The 17,674-nt window shown below is 74.0% G+C and carries 17 protein-coding genes; 10 read left to right on the top strand and 7 right to left on the bottom strand.

The genetic code is table 11. The features are described from left to right. Positions 1 to 68 precede the first annotated feature (68 nt). On the top strand, positions 69 to 716 hold the full coding sequence (locus GA0070618_RS00690) for a hypothetical protein (RefSeq protein WP_231931556.1): 648 nt from the start codon (positions 69 to 71) through the stop codon (positions 714 to 716). Between the two features lie 54 nt (positions 717 to 770). On the opposite strand, the gene GA0070618_RS00695 is transcribed toward GA0070618_RS00690, so the two are convergent. Then, positions 771 to 989: a hypothetical protein gene (locus GA0070618_RS00695; protein WP_088979885.1), complete on the bottom strand. Its 219-nt coding sequence runs from the start codon at positions 987 to 989 to the stop codon at positions 771 to 773. 185 nt (positions 990 to 1,174) lie between these two features. Between GA0070618_RS00695 and GA0070618_RS00700 the strand changes: the two genes are divergently transcribed. Then, a complete protein-coding gene (locus GA0070618_RS00700; protein ID WP_231931557.1) occupies positions 1,175 to 1,555 on the top strand; it encodes a hypothetical protein in 381 nt (126 codons plus the stop codon). Positions 1,556 to 1,730: 175 nt separating this feature from the next. Here GA0070618_RS00700 and GA0070618_RS00705 read toward each other — a convergent pair whose 3' ends face one another. Beyond that, a complete protein-coding gene (locus tag GA0070618_RS00705; RefSeq protein WP_088979887.1) occupies positions 1,731 to 2,648 on the bottom strand; it encodes a DUF72 domain-containing protein in 918 nt (305 codons plus the stop codon). Between the two features lie 129 nt (positions 2,649 to 2,777). Here GA0070618_RS00705 and GA0070618_RS00710 point away from each other — a divergent pair, with 129 nt between their 5' ends. Further along, the gene (locus GA0070618_RS00710; RefSeq protein ID WP_172900241.1) at positions 2,778 to 3,284 is read left to right on the top strand and encodes a DinB family protein; all 507 of its coding nucleotides are present in this window, start codon (positions 2,778 to 2,780) and stop codon (positions 3,282 to 3,284) included. Positions 3,285 to 3,341: 57 nt separating this feature from the next. On the opposite strand, the gene GA0070618_RS00715 is transcribed toward GA0070618_RS00710, so the two are convergent. Continuing rightward, entirely contained in the window at positions 3,342 to 3,602 is a 261-nt protein-coding gene (locus tag GA0070618_RS00715; protein WP_088979888.1) for a hypothetical protein, read from the bottom strand. A gap of 228 nt (positions 3,603 to 3,830) precedes the next feature. Between GA0070618_RS00715 and GA0070618_RS33235 the strand changes: the two genes are divergently transcribed. Together GA0070618_RS33235 and GA0070618_RS00725 are read left to right on the top strand one after the other, a co-directional pair. Next, positions 3,831 to 4,817, top strand: a complete 987-nt coding sequence (locus tag GA0070618_RS33235; RefSeq protein ID WP_143740290.1) for a hypothetical protein — start codon at positions 3,831 to 3,833, stop codon at positions 4,815 to 4,817. A 71-nt stretch (positions 4,818 to 4,888) separates the two neighbouring features. Further along, positions 4,889 to 5,614, top strand: a complete 726-nt coding sequence (locus GA0070618_RS00725) for a Pr6Pr family membrane protein (protein WP_170107840.1) — start codon at positions 4,889 to 4,891, stop codon at positions 5,612 to 5,614. 4 nt (positions 5,615 to 5,618) lie between these two features. Here the strand turns inward: GA0070618_RS00725 and GA0070618_RS00730 are convergent, their stop codons facing one another. Next, positions 5,619 to 7,682 (bottom strand): amylo-alpha-1,6-glucosidase, encoded by a 2,064-nt coding sequence (locus GA0070618_RS00730; protein WP_088979890.1) that lies wholly within the window; start codon positions 7,680 to 7,682, stop codon positions 5,619 to 5,621. Then, positions 7,682 to 8,080, bottom strand: coding sequence for an SCP2 sterol-binding domain-containing protein (locus GA0070618_RS00735; RefSeq protein ID WP_088979891.1), 399 nt, complete (start codon positions 8,078 to 8,080; stop codon positions 7,682 to 7,684). Before GA0070618_RS00735 ends, GA0070618_RS00730 begins: the two co-directional genes overlap by 1 nt. Before the next feature lie 207 nt (positions 8,081 to 8,287). Between GA0070618_RS00735 and GA0070618_RS00740 the strand changes: the two genes are divergently transcribed. Together GA0070618_RS00740 and GA0070618_RS00745 are read left to right on the top strand one after the other, a co-directional pair. Further along, positions 8,288 to 9,337, top strand: coding sequence for an NAD(P)-dependent alcohol dehydrogenase (locus GA0070618_RS00740; RefSeq protein ID WP_088979892.1), 1,050 nt, complete (start codon positions 8,288 to 8,290; stop codon positions 9,335 to 9,337). Between the two features lie 22 nt (positions 9,338 to 9,359). Beyond that, positions 9,360 to 9,875 (top strand): 2'-5' RNA ligase family protein, encoded by a 516-nt coding sequence (locus GA0070618_RS00745; protein WP_088979893.1) that lies wholly within the window; start codon positions 9,360 to 9,362, stop codon positions 9,873 to 9,875. An 80-nt stretch (positions 9,876 to 9,955) separates the two neighbouring features. Here the strand turns inward: GA0070618_RS00745 and GA0070618_RS00750 are convergent, their stop codons facing one another. Continuing rightward, positions 9,956 to 10,441, bottom strand: coding sequence for a type II toxin-antitoxin system PemK/MazF family toxin (locus GA0070618_RS00750; protein WP_088979894.1), 486 nt, complete (start codon positions 10,439 to 10,441; stop codon positions 9,956 to 9,958). An 80-nt stretch (positions 10,442 to 10,521) separates the two neighbouring features. After that, positions 10,522 to 11,526: an ISAzo13-like element transposase-related protein gene (locus tag GA0070618_RS00755; protein ID WP_170107839.1), complete on the bottom strand. Its 1,005-nt coding sequence runs from the start codon at positions 11,524 to 11,526 to the stop codon at positions 10,522 to 10,524. A 538-nt stretch (positions 11,527 to 12,064) separates the two neighbouring features. Here GA0070618_RS00755 and GA0070618_RS00760 point away from each other — a divergent pair. The 3 genes from GA0070618_RS00760 to GA0070618_RS00770 are packed head-to-tail and all read left to right on the top strand — an operon-like array spanning position 12,065 to position 17,653. Beyond that, positions 12,065 to 16,090 carry a non-ribosomal peptide synthetase gene (locus GA0070618_RS00760; protein WP_143740289.1) on the top strand — a complete coding sequence of 1,342 codons (4,026 nt, stop codon included), beginning with the start codon at positions 12,065 to 12,067 and terminating at the stop codon, positions 16,088 to 16,090. Continuing rightward, positions 16,074 to 17,012 (top strand): fatty acid desaturase family protein, encoded by a 939-nt coding sequence (locus tag GA0070618_RS00765; protein WP_088979897.1) that lies wholly within the window; start codon positions 16,074 to 16,076, stop codon positions 17,010 to 17,012. Before GA0070618_RS00760 ends, GA0070618_RS00765 begins: the two co-directional genes overlap by 17 nt. Beyond that, a complete protein-coding gene (locus GA0070618_RS00770) occupies positions 17,009 to 17,653 on the top strand; it encodes a GNAT family N-acetyltransferase (RefSeq protein WP_157748905.1) in 645 nt (214 codons plus the stop codon). The genes GA0070618_RS00765 and GA0070618_RS00770 overlap by 4 nt, the downstream gene beginning before the upstream one ends. Positions 17,654 to 17,674: the final 21 nt, after the last annotated feature.

A 17,674-nucleotide genomic window follows, 5' to 3' on the forward strand; every position in this document is an offset into this window, starting at 1 on the left:
CGACCGTGCGGGAATAGCCGTCCGGGGGGTGGGTATGCCGCAGCGCCCACACGGCGGAAGGGGATCAGATGTCCGAACGGCACACCGTCCTGCGCTCGATGCACGACCTCGGCCTCGCGGCCTGGTTCGGCGGCTCGTTGATGGGCGCCACCGGGGTCAACGGCGCGGCGGCGCAGATCAGCGACAGGACCCAACGACTGCCGATGGCCTCGGCGGGCTGGGCCCGGTGGACACCGGTGAACGCGGCGGCCATCGGGGCGCACCTGGCCGGCGCGGTCGGCGAACTGGTGACCGAGAGCCCCCGAGTGCTCAGCCAGTCCGGGGTCGGCCGGATGAGCGCGGTCAAGACCGCGCTGACCGTCGCCGCCCTGGCGGTCACCGGGTACAGCCGGATGCTCGGTATGCGGTTGGAGAAGGCGGGGCAGCCACCGGTCGCCGGGGTCACCGAACCCCAGCACGACACGCCGCGCGCGGTCGCCTCCTCACAACGGCAGATGAAGGTGCTCCAGTGGGCCGTCCCGGCCATCACCGGGGCGCTGATCGTGGTCACCAGCTACGCCGGCGAACAGCAGAAACCCGGCCAGGTGCTGCGGGGCATCCTCGGTCGCGCGGGCGGCAGGACGAACGGGGCCCGGGGACCGGGGATGGGCATGGGCGTGGGCATGCTCGGTGCGAACGGCAACGGCCGGATGCACCGGATGATGGCCCACCGCTGACCGCGGGGCCGCGCGACCCGCGACCGGTTCGGTCGCGGGTCGACGCGTGTCCGGTCACTCCTCGTCGGCGCGTTCCTGGTTACCGGTCGCCTCGAAGTGCCAACCCTGGTCGGTGTCGCGGGTGCGCCGGTACTCGACGTACCAGACCCCACCGTCCCCCCGGTGGTCGAACTCGATCCGTTCGGCGGGTCGCCCGTCGGCCTCCATCGGGGCCGGGCGCACCGTCCCGTCGAGCGGTCCGCCGTGCAGGTGGGCCTGGACGCTGCGGTTCATGTCGACTCCCGTCCTCGCGGCCGCCCGGCGTACGGCCGGCGGCCCGGTAGCTGCTGGCCTCCGCTGCGGTTACCCGGCCCGGCCGACGGGTAACGGTCCGGCCCACCCGAGCGGACGGGGCGGGCATGCAGCCGCTCCCGACGGGGATTCCACCTCGACAGACGCAGCCGACCAGCGAGGTGACCATGAAGGAACGGGACGCCGAGGGACGCGGGCCCCAGCGACCGGGGCCGTGGGGCAGCACCGGCGAGTACGAGGGAGAGCTGCCCTGGGGAGTCGGCGAGGACTCGCCGATGGACGAGGGCAGCGAGGTGGCCGGCGTGCCACCCGGACGACGGGGCGAGCGGCGCGCGGGCGAGCCCGCGCGGGTGTCCCGCCCGGCCGGCCGGCACGGGTTCGGCCCGGTCGAGCCGAGCCGCCACGTCGAGGCCGGGCCGGGAGCGCCCCCGGACCCGGCGCCGTCCCGTCGCCCCTTCCCCGACGACCGGGCCGGCGGCGACCTGCCGGACAACGCGCTGGAGGAGGCGACGGGCATGCATCCGGAGACCCGGTCACCGGGCGGGTGAGAGCCGGCTCCGGTCTCCGCGACCCGACGGCCGGCCCGGTTCTTCTACGACGAGCGGCACGTCCGGCGGCACGGGGCGCTGCCCGAGCGGGCCGGCCGCTCACGGTGCCTCCGCCCGCCGTGCCTCCGCCCGCCGTGGTCCGGGATGCGGGTGAGGTGGTAGCAGGGGACCCCTGTTACCGCTTTCTGCCGAGCAGGGGTCCCCTGCAGTCAACCCAGCCGGCCGGCACGCCCAGCAGGTCGGCCAGCCGGGCGGCGTCCCGCTGGGCCTGGTCGCCACAACAGTTGTTCATCAGCACGTGTAGCTCGTCGGCCTGCCCGGCCAACTCGGTCAGCAGTTCCGCCCAGCGGGCGAGTTCCTCCTCGGCGTACGCGTAGCGGAACCGCTCCTGCTTGTCGCCGCTCTCCCACGCGGTGCTGTGCCCGTGGAACCGCACCATCGCCAACCCGGCGGTGACGGTCAGGACGGGCGGCACCGACGAGACGAACCCCTGGGGCATGTCGACGCAGACGTAGGTCAGGTCCTGGTCGCGGAGCAGGTCGAGGGTGTCCAGCACGGTCGGCTCGGCGAACCAGGAGTGGTGGCGCAACTCGACGGCGACCCGGTGCGGGCGGCACCGGCCGGCGAGTTCCACGATCCGCCGTTTCGCCGCCTCGCCGTGGGCGAACCACGGCGGGAACTGCAACAGCACCGCGCCCAGCCGGTCGGTCCCGGCGAGCGGGGCCAACGCCGCGTGGAACCGCCCCCACAGCTCGTCGTACGCCTCGTCGGACAGGTCACGGCGCTGGACCCGGCGGCGCGTACCGGCCGGACGCAGGTCCCGGGGCAGCACGGAAACCGGTGTCGGGTGCCCGGTGAACAGGCTGAACGCCTTGACGTCGAAAATGAACCCGTCCGGGGTGGCCGCCGCCCAACCCTCGGCGGTCTCCGGCGTCGGCACCGCGTAGTAGGAGGTGTCCACCTCGACCAGACCGAACTGTCCGGCGTAATGGCCGAGCCGGGCCGCGGGGGTCCGGGCCGTACGGGGGTACCAGCCGGAGCGCAGCAGCATCTGGTCGGCCCAGGACGACGTACCCACCCTGATCACACCCATGTCACCAGTTGACCCCCGGTGTCCGGATTCGGCAACCGGAGGCGGTTCGAGCGGAAGCGCGTGCCGGTGGAGTGTCGGGGGTGGTCCGTAGCGTGCGTACTGATCGGACGACGTGAAAGGACGCCACACGTGACCGTTACCGACCTACCGACGACCGGGGAACGCGCCGACCTGCTCCAGTCGCTGGCCCTGCACCGCGGGTTCCTCCGGCACACGGTGCAGGGGCTCACCGACGAGCAGGCAGCCCGGCGCACCACGGTCAGCGAGCTGTGCCTCGGCGGCCTGATCAAGCACGTCGCCGGGGTCGAGGAGAGGTGGCTGCGCTTCGTGATCGAGGGGCCCGCCGCCATGCATGCCGACCCGGACTCCTGGACGGACCAGTTCCGCATGTCCGCCGGGGAGACACTGACCGGTCTCCTCGACCGGTACGCCGACGTGGCGCAGCGCACCGACGAGCTGGTGGCCACCCTCGACCTCGACGTGACCCGTCCGCTGCCGTCGGCCCCCTGGTTTCCTCCGGGTGCCCGCTGGTCGGTGCGCCGGGTGCTGCTGCACGTCATCGCCGAGACGGCCCAGCACGCCGGGCACGCCGACATCATCCGGGAGGCGCTCGACGGACAACGGACCATGGGCTGACCGGACCGCCCCGCAACGTCCCCGGGCAGCGGGCCCGGGGACGGGACGAGGCGGGGATCAGGCGCGGGGCGGGCCCTGGTAGTTCGGCGCGACGTAGACGGGCAGGCGCTCACCGCCAGCGCGGGCGTAGCGACGGGTGTACGTGACGTGGCCGCCGACTCGCGGCGGCGGAGGCCCTTCCGCAGCTTCACCGTTGCGCTCCGTCGGGAGCGGAACGGTGAAGCTCAGCGGGAGCGACCGCAGGGCGGCGGACGCCCGCGCGGGCGTCACCTCGTGACGTTCGTTGTGCCAGGGACCACCGAGGAAGAGCACCTTCATGCGTTCATGTTCTCCTGTCGCTGACTGTGACACCTCATCCATCGGTCTGTCGACGGGTACCGTCCCGGTTGGACCTTGAGGTGTCGATCCGTCCGTTCTGCCGGTGGCCCCAGGGATGATCCCCGACTGGTCCCGGGGACCGGGAGGGTGGTCCTCCGGTCGGCCATCCCGGAGGCCCCGGGGCACCCGTGTGACGTCGAGGCAGGCCCCGGCGCTGATGGACACGAGATGAGCTCACATCACCAGCACCGGATCGACCGGGACACCGTCGAACGCCTGCTCGACGGGGTCGCCGCCGTCGAGCGCCGACAGGTCCCCGACGACCTCGTCCGGCTGCTCGACGCGGCCCGCGCCGCCCCACGGGCCGAGGAACTGCGCGGTGAACACCTCGCGGTACAGGCGTTCCACGCCGCACGGTCGGCACCGGCCCGACGACCGTCGCGTCGTCCAGCACGCCGGGGCGCCCTGGCTCGCCTGCTGCCGGCGAAGACCATCGCCGCCCTGGCCGTGGCCGCGACCGGCGGCATGGCCCTCGCCACGGTACAGGGGGCGGTGCCCAATCCGCTGCGTCCGGTGCCACCGGCGACGACCACGCCGGTGGACGGGCCGTCCGGCGGCGTCCCGGAGCGGGTGCGGACGGCACCCACCGCCGGGCCGCCCACCCACGGGCCGCCCGGCGGTGGGCCACGGTCACCGGAGCTGGTTCCGGCGTGCCGGTCCTGGCGGGACGCGCGCGCCGTCGACCCGGACCGGGCTCTGCGGGACCCGGCCTTCGCCCCGCTGGTCCGGGCAGCCGCCGGGCGGGACAGGGTCGACGCGTGGTGCGACACGGTGCTGGGCGGCGGGCGGACGCCGGTGCCCCCGACCGGCGTTCCACGCGACGCGCCGACCGCCGGTCCCGGCAGTCCTCCGCCCGCACCGCCGACCGGCCAGCCGGCGGTACCGTCGGTGCAACCGGCGAGACCGACCGGGCAGCCGGCGGCACCGACCCCGCCGGTGGGCGACATCCCGGGCCGGCCCGACCACACCGGCGGCCCGTCGGAGCCCGTCGTCGGCCTACCCGACCCGGGCGTCGGCCTGCCCGACCCGGGCGTCGGCCTGCCCGAGCCGGGCGTCGGCCTGCCCGAGCCCACGGAGCCAGGCGTCGGCCTGCCCGAGCCGGGCGTCGGCCCACCGGAGCCCACGGAGCCGGTCCGGGACGCCGCTGGCCGGTGACGGGCCGGGTAGGGACTGTTAACGTGCGCGGTTGACCTGACGGCCGGGGTGTCCACGGAAGGAAACTGTCGATGACTCTGCGGCGTGGATCGGCGGCGATGGTCCTCCGACTGCTGGTCGTCCTCAGCGTGCTGGCCGGGATCGTGCTCACCGCCGCCGGTCCGGCCACGGTGACCGGGCTGCTGCCGTACTTCACCATCCAGAGCAACATCGCGGTCGGACTGCTCGCCGGGTACGCCGTCGCGCGGGCCCGGCAGGGGCGACCCGACCCGCCGTCGGCCCTCCGGGGCGCGGTCACCCTCTACATCACCATCACCGGGGTGGTCTACCACCTGGTGCTGGCCAACCCGGCGAGCCCGTTCGCGATGGCGCAGCCGGACCGTAGCCTGGCCGACGCGGTCGGCAACCAGTTCCTGCACACCGTGGTCCCGTTGCTCGCGGTGGCCGACTGGGCGTTCTTCGACCGCCGGGGCCGGCTGCGCCCCCGGTACGCGGTCTGGTGGCTTGCCTTCCCGCTGGCCTACCTGGCGTTCGCGCTGGTCAGAGGGGCACTGGTGGATTCCTACCCGTACCCGTTCGTGGACGCCGGCCAGCTCGGCTACACCGGGGTGACGACGAGCGCGGTGGGCTTCGCCGTGGCGTTCTGGCTGCTCGGCCTGGTCTTCGTCGGGGTGGACCGGGGCCTTGCCCGGCGCGCACGGCCGCCAGCGTCGGTCGCCCCGCCGCCACGGGCGGCACCACCGAATTCGACCGGGACGACCGAAACAGCCGGGACGGCGGGAACGGCCGGGAGCTGAGCGGTCAGCGCAGGGGACGTTGGCCGTTCCGCGCCGCCGCCCGGTCCCGTCCGTACGCGTCGGCGTGTCCCCATCGACCCGGGATGTCGAGCAGTTCGACCCGGCCGAGCCCCTCGGGCAGCGCCGGATCCACCAGGAGGTTGCCGCCGCACGGGGCCAGCCCGAGGATGGTGCTCAACACCATCAGCGTGGCTCCCGCCGACCACGACTGCGGGGAGCCGCCGGCCGGCAGGGGCACGGGGTAACGGGTCATCTGCCGGTCGTACCCGGCGACCAGCTCGGGGAGCCGGCCGGCGAAGTGCGCCGCCATGTCGACGACGCCCCGGGCGACCCGGGCCGCCTCCCGGTGGAAGCCGTAGCGGCGCAGACCCGCCACGGCGAGCGCGGTGTCGAACGGCCAGACCGCGCCGAGGTGGGACCCGACCGGGTTGTAGCGACGTTGCCCGGAGCCCAGGGTGCGGACACCCCAGCCGCTGAAGAGTTCCGGGCCGACCAGGTGCCCGGCCACCTCGTCCGCCCGCCCGGCGTCGACGATGCCGCTCCAGAGCAGGTGTCCCAGGTTGGAGGCGACCGCGTCGACCGGTTCCCCGTCCGGGCCGAGGGCGAGGGCGTACGCCCCACGGTGCGGCAGCCAGAAGTCCCGGTCGAACCGCTGCCGCAGCTGCGCCGCCTCGCGTTCGAGCCGGTCGGCGTAGTCCGGGTCGGCCCAGAAGTCCCGGGCCAACCGGGCGCCCCGCAGCTTCGCGTCGTAGGCGTATCCCTGGAGTTCGCAGGTGGCCCGGGGGAAGCCGGGTTCCCGGCCGTCCCGGCCCACGATCGCGTGGTCGGAGTTCTTCCAGCATTGGTTGATCAGGCCGTCACGGGTGTTGCGGCGCTGGTAGCGCACGTAGCCGTCGCCGAGCGAGTCGCCGTACTCGTCGATCCAGTCGAGTGCCATCCGGGCCGGGTGGCGCAGCTCGCGGACCAGGTCGGCGTCGCCGGACCAGCGCTCGTACTCGTCGAGGAGGATCACGAACAGCGGGGTGGTGTCGGCCGCGCCGTAGTAGACCGTGGTCGCGTCCTCGCCGAAGGCGCCGCGCTCGCCGTAGCGGATTCCGGCGAGGATCTTGCCCGGCTCCTCGTCGTACCGGTCGTCGAGCCGGCTGCCCTGGTCCAGTGCCAGCATGCGCAGCACGGCCGGGGCGAACTCCGGCACGTACGGCAGCGTCTGGAAGGCGGTGATCAGGGCGTCCCGCCCGTAGAGGGTCATCGACCAGGGCATCCCCGCCACGGGCAGCGGCTCGGTGTACGCCAGCGGGGTGTACCGCAGGGCGGCCAGGTCGAGCAGGCTGCGGCGGTACGCCGTACCCAGCGTCTCGCTCTCGGCGACCAGCTCGGGTGCCCGGTCCAGGAACTCGCGCAGGTCCGCCCGCATGTCCTCACGGACGTGCCGGCGGTGTGACTCCAGCTCGAAGCGCAGGTCCCGCCCGACCTCGGTGCTCAGGAACATGACGACGTGCAGGTCGGTGGCCCACGCCCCGTGCGGCTCCACCACGATCCGGAAGGTCATGCCGCTCTCGTCGATCTCGGCCGGGCGGGTGGTGGTCACCACGGTCTCCCGGCAGAAGCGCTGCCGCGCGTACCGCAGGCGCAGCTCCCGCTGCTCCGGCCGGACGGTGGCCTGGATCGACCGCCGCTTCGGCGCGGCGATCTCGCCGGTGTCGGCGAAGTCGGTCCCGATGTCCAGCCGGACGACGAAGGCGGCCGGCTCGGCGGAGTGGTTGAGTACGGTGATCCGCTCGTTGAAGCTGTTGTCGAGGGACCGGTGCCGCAGCACCGAGACGTCCGCGTCGACGTAGTGGCTGGCGGCGCCGGGCACGAGGAGGAACCGGGTCTCGAAGTGCGTCATGTCGTCGCGGGACAGCGCGTTGAACCGCCGGCCGTCGATGGTGAGCACCCACCGGGACAGGAACCGGGTGTCGAAGGAGAAGAGACCGGTCGGGGTACGCGGATCGCGCTCCATGTCGCCCTCGGTGTCGCTGATGGCGAAGGAGTTGCCGGTCATGACGTGGACGCGGTCCTCCCGCATCACCGGCCCTCCTGTCGGGCGACGTCCCGGGGGTGCCGGGCGCCGGGCGGGCCGGGAAGGATCCGGTGCAGCACCGTCAGCAGCGGCAGTCGTCCCCGGGCCGTCACGTCGTTGCGCAGCAACGCGCCGATGATGTGGGTGCGGCCGGTGGCGAGTTGGTCGAAGACCTCCCGGTCGGCCCGGACCACCAGCTCCGCCTCCTCCGCCGACCGGGTCACCCGGACGGTCTGCCGCTCGACGGTCAGGTACCAGTGGTCGGTCCAGCCGTTCTCGCTGATGTCTAGGCGCACCGTCCCGGCCGTCGTCTCGGCCACGCCGGTGTGCCGGCCCGGGGCGCGGTGCGTCAGGTACTCCACCGCCGGCCCGGTCAGGTCGCCGGCATCCCGCCACTCCTCCATGCCCGCACGGTCGCACCCGCGCAGGTGACGAGGCGTCACCCGGCGGGGGTGAGATCCCGGCCCAGCCGGGTAGACGGGGCCGGCGGGGCGGCTCGCCCGGACGCGCGGCGTCGGCTCCCCGACGGCCGGACGGCCGGTGACGGTCTCCGGCCCGGCTCCGCCGCGCGACGGAGGAGACCGCACGGATCACGACGAAGGGCGACGACGATGCGCGCGCTGCGACTGTTGGCATGGAAGAGCGAGCCGGAACTCGTCGAGGTGGACGAACCGACCCCCGGGCCGGGGCAGGTGGTGGTCAGGGTCGGGGCGGCCGGCGCCTGCCACTCCGACCTGCACCTGATGCACGACTTCGAGGCGGGGGCGGTGCCGTGGAACCCGCCGTTCACCCTCGGGCACGAGAACGCGGGATGGGTGCACGCCCTCGGTTCCGGCGTCACCGGGCTGGAGGTGGGGCAGCCGGTGGCCGTCTACGGCCCGTGGGGCTGCGGCACCTGCGCGCGCTGCCAGTTGGGTATCGACACGTACTGCGAGAACCCGGCCGGTGCGCCGGTGCCCGGCGGGGGCGGCGGCCTGGGCCTGGACGGGGGCATGGCCGAGTACCTGCTCGTGCCGGCCGCCCGGCACGTCGTCCCGCTGCCCGAGGGGCTGGACCCGGTGCAGGCCGCGCCCCTGACCGACGCCGGCCTCACCCCGTACCACGCGGTCCGCCGGTCCTGGGGCAAGCTGCCGCCCGGCAGCACCGCCCTGGTGATCGGGGTGGGTGGTCTCGGTCACGTGGGCGTGCAGATCCTCAAGGCCACCACCTCGGCACGGGTGATCGCGGTGGACACCCGGGACGAGGCGCTCGCCCTGGCCCGGGAGTGCGGGGCCGACCTGGCCCTGCGCTCGGGCGAGGAGGCGGTGGCCGAGATCCGCGCGGCCACGCCGGGCGGCCGGGGGGCGGACGTGGTGCTCGACTTCGTCGGCGTCGACGCGACCCTCCGGATGGGCGCGGCCAGCGCCCGTACCGTCGGGGACCTGACCATCGTCGGCATCGGCGGCGGCACCCTGCCGGTCTCCTACTTCTCGGTGCCGTACGAGGTGAGCATCCAGACCACCTACTGGGGCAGCCGACCGGAGCTGGTCGAGGTGCTCGACCTCGGTGCCCGGGGGCTGGTCCGGCCGAAGATCACCACGTTCGGGCTGGACGAGGCGGTCGACGTCTACCGTCGGCTCCAGGCGGGCGAGGTGGCGGGACGGGCGGTGATCGTGCCCTGACCGCGGGCCCTAGGGTGGGCCCGTGGTCGCCGCGCTGGAGCTGTATCTCGACACCGACGCCACCCGCCGGATCCGGGTGCTCTGGGAGGCGTTGGAAGCGGAGGGGGTGCAGAGCCTCCGGTACCTGCTCGACCAACGCCACCGCCCGCACATGTCGCTGGCGGTGGCACCCCGACTGGACCCGGAGCAGGTCGCCGGGGCACTCGCCGGACTGACGGTGGCCGCGCCGCTGCGGTTGTCGTTCCAGCACGCCGGGCAGTTCGTCGGACGGGTGCTCTGGCTCGGTCCGACGCCGACGCCGGAACTGCTCGCCCACCACGCCGAGGTGTACGCCCGGCTCACCCGGGCCGGCGTCGGCATCTCCGAGCACTACCAGCCGGGACGCTGGGTGCCGCATTGCACGCTCTCCATGCGGGTGCCCAACGCGCTGATGGCCGCCGCCGTCCGCCGCTGCCTGGAGGTGCTGCCGATCGACGCCCGGGTGGTCGGCGCGGCGGTCACCGACCACGCCCGGGGCATCGCCCACCCGCTGTCCTGACGGTGGTGGTGGCGGCGCGGGGCGCCTGACCGGCGGGCCCGGTCCACCCGGTCGGGGCGCGGGTCCCGGTCACGGCGGGCTCAGCGCCAGCCATACTCCGCCCGCAGCACCTCGGCGACCCGGTCGAACCGGGCCCGGTCCAGCACCGCGCCCTCCCGCCGGATCCCGTCCTCCCGCATCGTGAGCACCCGGTCGAGCCGGACCCAGCTCGGCCGGTTGTCCCGGTCCCACGCACCCGGGCCGAGGGGGAACCAGTGTCGCTGGCCGTCGCGGTCGCCCTGACTGGAGAGCATGAGTCCGAAGAGGGTCCGGCTCTCCCGGCCGACCACCAGCACCGGCCGGTCCTTGCCCTGGCGGGGGTCGTCCTCGTACGCCACCCAGGTCCAGACGATCTCACCCGGGTCGGCCTGGCCGTCCGGTTCGGGCGCGTAGACGAGCTGGCGGCGGCGGAGGGCCGTCGCCTGACGCCTGCGGGCCACCTGGGCGGGGACGTGCGCCGGGGAGCCGGCACCGCCCCGGACGACCCGACCGACCCGTGCCGCCACACCTCTGAACAGTCCCGCCACGGCCGGAAGCCTAGCCGCCGGTCGCCAGTCCCGCCCGTCGGCGACCACCGGGTGGCCGGGAGCGTGCTCCGGACCCGGTCTCAGGGGGTCACCAGGTAGTTCCAGGAACTCGGGCCGGGGGGCGTGGGGATCAGGGCGTGGTCGGCACCGTCCCGCGACTCGGCGATCACCCGCATCTCCACCTCGTGCCGGCTGGGGACCGACCCGGGTAGCCGGAGCAGGACGTTCGAGCGGATCCGGTCCTCTCCCTGGTTCCAGCGCAGGGTGTTCGAGGGCAGGTGGCAGACGGTGATCGTGACGCCGATCCGCGCGGCGAAGCGGGTCAGCTCGGACCGCCAGGACCGGCCGCCCGCCCCTGGGGAGTCCGCGACGATCAGCAGGTGGCCGGCCTGCTGGCTGGACTCCGCCCACCAGCCGCAGACGGTGGCCAGCGCCACCGCCCAGGTGTCCCGGTCGACCGGCTGGTCGGTCCAGTCGCCGTCGTCGTCGGCGGCCGTGCCCGTGTCCCCCGCCCCGGTGGCGGTGGACACCGCTGCGGTCCCGCCGGCCGTCGTCGTCTGTGTCCGACGGCGCAGACTGAGCACGATCACGGGTTGTCCGGCGAGCATGCACCGTTGCACGTGTTCGTTGACCCGGTGGAACTGGGCGTCCCGGTCGAGTCGCTGGCCGGCGAGCAGCGGACGGGAGCTGGTCGACAGCCGGAACCCGGCCTCCCGCAGCAGCCGACTGACCGACCAGGCCGAGACCCGGTGCCCCAGGCCGGCCAGTTCCTCGGCGAGCCGCCGGGTGGAGCGGGTGGTCCACTGGAGCACCGGGCGCGGCTGGTGGCGAGGTTCCATCAGCCCGAGCAGGTCGGTCATGAGTCCGGGATCGGTCTCGGTGAGCCGCTTGCGTCCGCCGCCGGGGCGCCGCACGCGTGGGGGGCGTGCTTCCGGCGACTCAAGCTCCTCGATCCCCTTCGAGACGGTGCTCGGATGCACCCCGGCGGCGAGCGCGATCCGGCTGATCCCACCCCGTCCGAGCGACCGGGCCCGAGCGGCCAGCACCAACCGGCGCTGCCGCTCGTCAAGATGCGGTTCGAGCATTCGGAACTCTTCGGCAAAACCCTTTACGCCATCCCCGTTCATCCCCATGACTTGACGAGTATACGCATCTAAAACCGCCTGACGAGATCGCTTGTGGTGAATTTCTACACAGAAACCCTTCCATTCTCACCGACGCGTGCGCGCATCGGCGTACGACTGGACCCCATCGACGGGTCTCGACGGTAACCACAGTGGACGGATCGCGCCGGCACCCCCTGGCCCACTGCCTTCACCAGGCAAGAAGGCGCACGCCCCCTGCCCTCCCCTCACCCACGGGCCGGGCGGAACCCGACCGGACCCACCGCCCGCAGCTCCCTCTCGCCACGTAGTTATTTCCTTGCGAAGCGCAACTTTCGACCCATCGGCCACCCGACTCGAAACGCGCTACCTGCTGCTGCGGCGAGCCCGGGTCAGCATGTGGAATCAAAGTTGACGGCGCGAGGAAATAGGTATTTGCCGGGCACGGGAAAGTCGTGCTACCTCATTGGATCTGCGCGGCGCGAACTCGGGGGAACACAAGAGCCGGTTGGAGGCGTCAGTGTTGTTCGACCACGACAGACCGGACTGGCCGCTGCTGGGCGCCCAGTCCGGGATCTGGTACGCCGAGTCGCTGGACCCCACCGGGGCATCCTGGAGCATCACCGACCGGGTCGACATCCACGGTCCGGTCGACGCCGCCGTCATGACCGCCGCCCACCACCGGGTCGAACGCGACTGCGAGGCGCTGCGCCTGCGGTTCGCGGTCACCGCCGCCGGGCCCGTGCAGTACGTCGACCCGGACGCCTCCTCCCCGCTGCACCTGGTCGACGTCGGCGCGGAGAGCGACCCGGAGGCGGCGGCCGACGCCTGGATGGCCGCCGACATGGCCGCCCCGGTCGACCGGCTCGGCAGCGGGCTCTGCACCACCGCGCTGATCCGGCTGGCACCGGAGCACTTCGTGCTCTACCGCCGGGTGCACCACCTGATGGTCGACGGCTGGAGTCTCGCCCAGCTGCACCGGCGGACCGCGGCGACGTACACCGCCCTGGTGACCGGCGAGGAACCGCCGGCACCGCCCCCGCCGCTGCGGATCCTCGGCGACGGCGAAGCCGCGTACCTCGCCTCGAACCGGTTGGAGCGGGACCGGCGGCACTGGCTGGAGCGGCTGGCGGACCGGCCGGAGCCCACCCGGCTCGCCGGACGGCACGACCAGCGCGGCGGGACGGTGATCCGTCGCCGGGCCCACCTCGGCGTCGCCCGGACCGAACGGATGCGGACCGCCGCCGAGCGGCTCGGGGTCGGCTGGTCGGAGTTCGCCGTCGGGGTCGCGGCGGCCTACGTCGGACGGATGTCCGGCAGCAGCGACGTCCTGCTCGGGCTCCCGGTCACCGGCCGGATGAGCCGCGCGGAGCGCGACGTGCCCGGCATGACCACGAACGCGATGCCGCTGCGGGTCCGGATGCCGGCCGGCACCAGCCTGGCCGACCTCCTCACCGGCGTGGGCGCGGAACTGCGGGCCGGCCTGCTGCACAGCCGCTACCCCGCCGCGATGCTCGGTCGCGACCTCGGCCGGACCGGGCAGGGCCGCCCCTTCTGGGGCGCGGTGGTCAACGTCATGGGCTCGACCGCCCCGCTGCACTTCGCCGGCCACCCGGCCATGGTGCGCACCCTCTCGCTGCCGGACGTCGACGACGTCTCCCTCGTCTTCTTCCAACTGCCCGACGGGGACACCGAACTGCTCCTCGACGCCGACTCCGTCGCCCACCCGCCCGCCGCGCTCGACGCGCACCTGCGGCGGTTCCTCCTCTTCCTGGACGCGGCGACGTCGGCGCAGCCCGGCACCGCCGTGGACGACCTGCCCCTGGTCGACGCCGAGGAACGGGAGCGCCTCCTCGGCTGGGGCCGGGGCCCGACCCGGGACATCCCGCCGGTCGGCGTGCACCAGCTCGTCGAACGGTGGGCGGAACGGACCCCGGACGCGCCCGCCCTGGACGACGACGGCACGCCGGTGAGCTTCGGTGAGCTGGACCGGCGGGCCAACCGGCTGGCCCGGCACCTGGTCGACCGGGGCGTCGGTCCGGGCCAGGTGGTGGCGTTCGCGCTGCCCCGGTCCGCCACGCTGGTCACCGCCGCGCTGGCGGTGCTGAAGTCCGGGGCGGCCTTCCTCTCCCTCGACCCCGCCTACCCGCTCGCCCGGTTGTCGTTCATGGTCGCCGACGCGGAGCCGAGCCTGCTCCTGCTGTCCGGCGAGACCGCGGCGCTCGGCGACCACCTGCCGGTGCCGCGGCTGCTCCTCGACGACCCGGAGCTGACCGGACGACTGGCCGCCCTCGACCCTCGCCCGCTGTCCGACCGGGAACGGACCCTGCCCACCTCACCCTGGCAGCCGGCCTACCTGATCTACACCTCCGGCTCGACCGGCACTCCGAAGGGCGTGGTGGTGCGCCACCGGGGCGTGGTCAACCTGACCGCGGCGATGGTGGACCGGCTCGGCTCCGGGCCGGGCACCCGGACGCTCCAGTTCGCCTCCGCCAGCTTCGACGCCTTCGTCGGCGAGATGACGCAGTCGGTGCTGAACGGCGGCACCCTCGTCCTCGCCCCGGCCGACCGGTTGACGCCCGGTCCCGAGCTGGTGCGGCTGATCCGGGAACGCGGCGTCAACGACCTCGTCCTCGCCCCGTCCGTGCTCGACGTGCTCTCCCCGCAGGACCTTCCCCCGGACACCACCGTGTCGATCGTCGGGGAGGCGTCCGCGCCGACGGTGGTCGAACGGTTCGCGCCGGTCTGCCGGCTGATCAACGGGTACGGGCCGACCGAGGCGACCATCTCGACCGCGATGAGCGGTCGACTCACCCCGGACCGGGCCGCCGCCCCGCCGATCGGCACCCCGCTGCGCAACGTCCGGGTCTACCTGCTCGACGCGCGGCGGCGGCTGGTGCCCACCGGCACCGTCGGCGAACTCCACATCGGTGGCGCCGGGGTGTCGCTGGGTTACCGGGGCAACCGGGCACTCACCGAGGAACGCTTCCTGCCGGACCCGTTCACCGACGACGGCGAGGCGCGGATGTACCGCAGCGGCGACCTGGCCCGGTGGACCGCCGACGGTGAGTTGGTCTTCGTCGGACGCGACGACGACCAGGTGAAGATCCGTGGTTTCCGGATCGAGCTGGGCGAGGTCGAGGCCGCGCTGGTCCGGCAGCCCGGGGTGGTCCGGGCCGCGGCCACGGTCCGCGACGACGGCACCGGCGGTCGGCACCTCGTCGGGTACGTGGTGCCGGCCCCGGGGAGCACGGTCGAGGCGGCCCGGATCCGGGCCGGGCTGGCCGAGGCGCTCCCCGCCCACCTGGTGCCCGGGATCGTCGTGCCGGTCGAGGACCTGCCCCGCAACGCCAGCGGCAAGCTCGACCGGGCCGCCCTGCCCGACCCGTTCGCCGCGTCGACCAGCCGGCCGGGCGCGACCGGCGTCGGTCCGGCCGGCCGGACCGACGCGGAGGAGGTGCTGGCCGCGCTCTTCGCCGAGCTGCTGGGCGTGCCGACGGTCGGCGCCGACGAGAACTTCTTCGACCTCGGTGGACACTCGCTCTCCGCCACCCGCCTGCTGGGCCGGGCCCGGTCCCTGCTCGACGTCCGCCTGTCGGTGCGGGACCTGTTCCGGCACCCGACCGTGTCCGCGCTGGCCGCCCGGATCGGTCCCCCCTCGGTGGCCGCCTCCGGTCCGGCCGTCGCCGTGCCGCTGCGGCGCACCGGCAGTCGCCCGCCGCTGTTCTGCCTGCCGCTGCCCGACGGCCGGAGCTGGCCCTGGCTGCGCCTGGTCGCCCAGTTGCCCGCCGAGGTCCCCGGGTACGGCCTCCAGGGCGGCGTCACCGGGTCGACCGGCTTCGAGGAGTTGGTCGACGCGTACGTGGCCCGGATCCGCGAGGTCCGGCCCGAGGGTCCGTACCACCTGCTCGGCTACGGGACCGGCGGCTACCTGGCGTACCAGGTGGCGGTGGCGTTGCAGGCGGCCGGTGACCGGGTCGGGCTGCTGGCCCTGCTGGAGAGCTACCCGCCGGACGAGACGCATCCCGCGCCACCGCCGACCGACCGGGAGGCGCTGCTCGGCGTCCTCGACCTGTACGGCGTGCCCCGACCCGGGTCGGTCACCCCGGACGCCGCCACCGTGGCCGGTCTGCTGCGGGAGCGGGGTGGCGGGCTGACCGGCGTCGACGAGCCGACCGTACGCGACCAGGCCGACGCCCTCGCCCGGCTCGGCCACCTGGCGCACGAGTTCACGCCCGGCCGGTTCGTCGGGGATCCGCTGGTCCTCGCCACCCGCGCGGACGGGTCGGGGCACCCGCCGGTCGGGCCGGACTGGGGCAAGTACGTGACGGGTCGGGTTCGCGAGCACGTGCTCGACGTCGACGGCCACGATCCGCTGGCCCCCGGGTCGGTGACCGCTCTCGCCGCCGCGCTCGTCGCGGCCCTGGACACCGGCGACGACGCGACCGGCCCGGCACCGGCGGGCGCCGGAGCGGAGGCGCCACCCGACACCGTGGCCACCGAGCGACCGCAGGAGGAGACGGGGACCCGTGAAACCCACCGATGAGGCCACCGCGCGCGCCACCCGGGCCGACGTCCGCAGCGCCGCCCGACATCTGCGCACCGAGGTCGACGACCGGTCCTTCGCGTCGAAACTGGCGCTCTGGGCCCTGCTGACCGTTGCCGGCGGGGTGCTGGCGACCCGCCCCGAGACCGCCCTGCGGGTGCTGGGCGTGGTGGTGCTGGGCTGCATGTTCGCCCACGCCGCCGAGTTGCAGCACCAGACGCTGCACGGGTTGGGGTTCCGCCACGCAAGGACGAACCGGCTGGTCGGCGTCCTGCTGGGACTGCCGATGCTGATCTCGTTCTCCGCGTACCGGGCGACCCACCTGCGGCACCACCGCGACCTGGGCACCCCGGACAACCGGGAGTTCTTCGACTACGGCGACCAGTACGGCACCGACCGACCCCGGTCCCGGGTGCGCACCGCCTGGGCCTGGACGGTGCGCTTCACCATGCTGCACCACTACGCGATGTTCCTGTTCGACGCCGCACGGGCGCTGCGCGGCGCGGACCATCCCGGGGAGACGGCCACCGTCTCCCGCCGGATCCGCGCCGAACACCGGCTGATCCTCGCCGTGCTCGTCGCCGCGTCCCTCGGCTCGGTGCTGCTCGGCCAGGCCATCGTGGTGTGGTGCTGGCTGGCCCCGCTGCTGCTGGTCGCCGGGCCGGTGCACGCGCTGGTCGAGCTGCCGGAACACTTCCGCTGCGCCACGCTGGACCGCGACCCCTTCGCCAACACCCGCACGATCCGGTCGAACCGGTTGATGACGTGGTTCACCAACGGCAACAACTTCCACGTCGAGCACCACCTGATGCCGAACCTGCCGATCGAACGCCTGCCCGAGCTGCACCAGCAGGTGCGGCACCAGCTGCGCCACTTCCACCCCGGATACGTGGACTTCTTCCGGACGTTGGTGCGCCGGTGAGCGCCCCGTCGATCGCCGGGGTCACGTTCCGGCTCGCCGAGTCGGCGGCGGACCGGGCGGCGGTGCTGCGGCTGCGCGACGCGGTCTACGTCCAGGACCAGGCACGACTGCACGACGCCACCGACACGGAGGAGACCTTCGACCGCTTCGACCCGTACGCCCACTACATCCTCGCGCTCGACGACGGGGAGCCGGTCGGCACCGTCAAGGTCATCCCCGACCAGGAGGCCGGGCTGCCCTGCGAGGACGTGGTCGACCTGAGCGCGCTGCGGCCGGGCAACCGGCTGGTCGAGTTCGGCCACCTGATGACCCTGCCGGCGATCCGCAGCCGCTCGGTCGGGCTCGCGCTGATGCGCGAGGCGCTGGTGCACAGCGTCCGGCGCTTCGGCGCGACCCACGTCGTCGGGGACTTCTTCGTCGACGAGAACTCCGGCCAACTGCGGGACTTCTACCTGGAGATCGGGTTCGTGGCGCTCGGGGAGCCGTACCTCGACGAGCGGTTCGCCGGTGGGCCGCTGAGCCTGGTGGCCTACCTGGACGTGCCGGACGCGGTGGCCCGGTCCCGCACGCCGGAGGGGCGGCGCAGTCGCCTGTTGCAGTACTTCTTCGCCGACTACCACGCGTACGCCAGTGCCCGGTGACCCCGGGCGGGAGGAGACGAG

Source organism: Micromonospora echinospora (assembly GCF_900091495.1).
Taxonomy (GTDB): Bacteria; Actinomycetota; Actinomycetes; order Mycobacteriales; family Micromonosporaceae; genus Micromonospora; species Micromonospora echinospora.